General features: G+C 65.1%; 4 protein-coding genes. All 4 read right to left on the reverse strand.

Translation table 11 applies throughout. The annotated features are described in order from the left end of the window. On the reverse strand, positions 1-434 hold a 434-nt coding region (locus tag EOD15_RS32285; protein ID WP_148129750.1), incomplete at its 3' end, for a hypothetical protein. 88 nt (positions 435-522) lie between these two features. Then, positions 523-810, reverse strand: a complete 288-nt coding sequence (locus EOD15_RS32290) for a hypothetical protein (RefSeq protein WP_127323179.1) — start codon at positions 808-810, stop codon at positions 523-525. A 75-nt stretch (positions 811-885) separates the two neighbouring features. Then, positions 886-1,803 carry a phage capsid protein gene (locus EOD15_RS32295; protein WP_127409207.1) on the reverse strand — a complete coding sequence of 306 codons (918 nt, stop codon included), beginning with the start codon at positions 1,801-1,803 and terminating at the stop codon, positions 886-888. A gap of 157 nt (positions 1,804-1,960) precedes the next feature. Next, positions 1,961-2,710 (reverse strand): hypothetical protein (locus EOD15_RS36045; RefSeq protein ID WP_185929136.1); only part of this gene is annotated, 750 nt, incomplete at its 5' end.

Raw genomic sequence — 2,710 nt, forward strand, 5'->3', positions numbered from 1 at the left:
GAGGCCAGCAGCATGGCGAAGCCATCGGCGAATTGCGGCGGCCAGGCGACGGGGTCGAGCGCCAGCTTGCAGCGGGCGTACACAACCGGTTCGTTGGCAAACGCGCTCTTGCCCTCAAGCGCGAAATCGCGGAGCGGCCGTTCGCAAAGCGCGTCGGTGGTGAGTTTCAGCGGCGGCCCGAGAATGCCGCCGGGCAAATCATAGCCGTAGGTCCAGCCGTTGATCGGTGCCGCGTCCTGCCGGGTGAGGACAAAGGTTTGCCGGCAGAAGGTCCAGTCATGCAGGCCGAAGGTGCGGGCAATCGCGCGCGGCCAGAAGATGTCGACCAGGCCGCCAAGCTTGGTTTCGGTGTCGATCGAGAAATTGGGCGCCAGCCCGAGTTCGACCAGCGCCCAATTCACGATCATTGCCTTGTCGATTTCCGCTTCGGCCATGATGTCCCTCTGCCGGATTGGCTCACTCGACGGAACGGCGATCCGGTAACCTCAACAGAGGCAAATGATCCCCGGATTCGCCGGCCGATTACGCGCCCGAAGCGTCGGTGTTGACGGCGACGGTGATGTTGCCGGCGGGAACGGTCAGGACGACAAGCGCCACGCGATCGGCGACGCCGTCGGCGACACAGAGGCAGTCGATGACATCGTTGACGTCGAGCTTTTTGGCGTTGGTGACGCCGGTGCCGAAGTAGCCGGCGGCAATGACGGTCGCGACCGCGTCGGCGGTGGCGTAGTTGTACCAGTTGATGGTCTGGCCTGCGGTTCCATAGGGCGTGGAATTGTACAGGGCCAGCGAGCGCGGATTGTAGGCCATCGGAAGTTCTCCTGTTTGAGACGTTTGAAGCAGGACGGGCCGCCAGCCGGATGGCAGGCGACCCGCTGGCGTTCGTTAGCCGGCCGGGATCTCGTCGGTCAGCACGGCCGGGCGAACCGGCTTGGTGATCTTCAGGAAGTCGAGGCGCTTGACGCCCGCCGCCTGGATGCCGACAGCCGCCCCGCCAAGACCGGCCTTCACCAGGTAGGGAGAACCCTGCATCAAGGTTTCCTGGGTGATCTTCGGCGCTTCCTGGTTCCACGGCGTTTCCGCGCCGATGGAATCGTGGTGCCACATGTAGGCGTAGAGCGACGTGCCATCCTTGCCGGTGAAATACTCGTCCGGCCCCTCGATGTAGTGGACGCCGCTCCACGTGCGGGTGCGCATGCGCTGGATCTTCGAGAACGGCGCATTGTCCAGCCCGACCCACTGCGCGTCGGCAAATTCCTTGTAGAATTTGAGCTGGCTCATCCACATCGCCGGCAGCATGCAGAACACCTGCACTTCGCCGGTGTCGTCGGCGCCGGTGCCGGCGATCTGCGCGCGGGCCTGTTCGAGATCGATGATATCGATCACGGTGGTGCCGTTGCCGAGCGTGGTGACGCCGGCGCCGCCGGCGGCGAAGGCGGCCAGCGCGTCGATTTTGATCGTGTCGCGCTTGCGGCGGATGGCGGCGGTGATGATGGTCACCAGCGCTGCCTGCTCGTTCGGGCCGGCCTTGTAGGCATCCTGCACGCGCCACCAGTCGGAGGCCTCGAAATCGTCCATGGTCAGCTGCACCGTGGTCAGGCCGGTGCCGGTGACGGGAACGCGCTCGATGGCGCCGGTGAGCTTGTAGACTTCGGTGCGGCCGATGATCGGGAACTTGACGGTGTTGGCTTGCGTGTCACCCGACATCATGGTGCCGTCGAGCAGGCCGCCATGGGCCTGAAACTGGACGGTGACTTTGTCTTTGATCTTTTCGGTAAACCAGGCAGCGATCTGGATCGACATGGGAAATCCCCTTTGGGTTGCTGTTCAAAGCAGCCGTGGGGCCGATAGAGCCGGTTCTTGCAGGGTCCGGTGAAGGATAGCCCGCCGCCGCCGGGTCGCTCCCTTGGTTGCGCCGGCCGAGAATGACCCGGCCGGCGCGGCGTCAATTGCGTCGGGATCAGGCGCCGACGATTTTCTTGTATTGCTCGTCCAGCGCCTCATAGGCGGCGCGGTTGAACTTCGGATGCTGCGGGTTCATTTCCGGAGCCGCGAGCTGCGCGCGAAGGCTGTCACGCGCCGTCGAGGCGGCCGGCGCGCCGCCATTGCCGCCGAAAGGCTGGGCCTTGTCGGCGCCGGTCATCTTGGACGCGAAGAACTCGATCAGCTGGTTGCCCTTGGCGGTGTCCATCAGCATCAGCAGGCCGTGGTCGGCGACTTCCTTGGGCAGGCCTTGCTGTTGCATCAGGGTGACGAAATCTTCGTTCGCCTGCATGCGGGCAGTAATGGCGGCGTCCTGTTGGGCTTTCGGCAGGTTCTTGGCCGTCTCGGGCAGCAGCGCGGCCCGTTCGGCCGCCACGTCGAGCGGCGCTTCCAGAATGCCGGCCTCGGCCGCCTGGGCATAAAGCGCGCTGGTCAGCTTGTGCAGCACGCCGACCGGCACCTTTTCTTCATGCGCGACTTTCGCCACCGCGCCGAACAGCGGGTCTTTCGCCAGTTCCTGCAGGTGACCCCGGATCGCCTCGGGCGCCTTGTCGATTTCGAAGGCGCTGTAGGCTTCCGGCTTGTCGGGCACCGCCGAATCGCGCTGGCGGTAGCCTTCCAGCGCCTTGTGCTGCTTGTCGATCGTTTCGCGGTCATCCTTGCCGAACATCGTGTCCGGCAGGCCTGCCGGCCGGTACGGGCCGGCGGCAGCTGCTGCGGCTGCAGC

It is taken from the genome of Mesorhizobium sp. M7A.T.Ca.US.000.02.2.1, assembly GCF_003996995.1.
In the GTDB taxonomy this organism is placed as follows: domain Bacteria; phylum Pseudomonadota; class Alphaproteobacteria; order Rhizobiales; family Rhizobiaceae; genus Mesorhizobium.

Coding starts and splice junctions, on each gene's coding strand:
- EOD15_RS32290 (WP_127323179.1), bottom strand. CDS start 810: ATGGCCTACAATCCGCGCTCGCTGGCCCTGTACAATTCCACGCCCTAT.
- EOD15_RS32295 (WP_127409207.1), bottom strand. CDS start 1,803: ATGTCGATCCAGATCGCTGCCTGGTTTACCGAAAAGATCAAAGACAAA.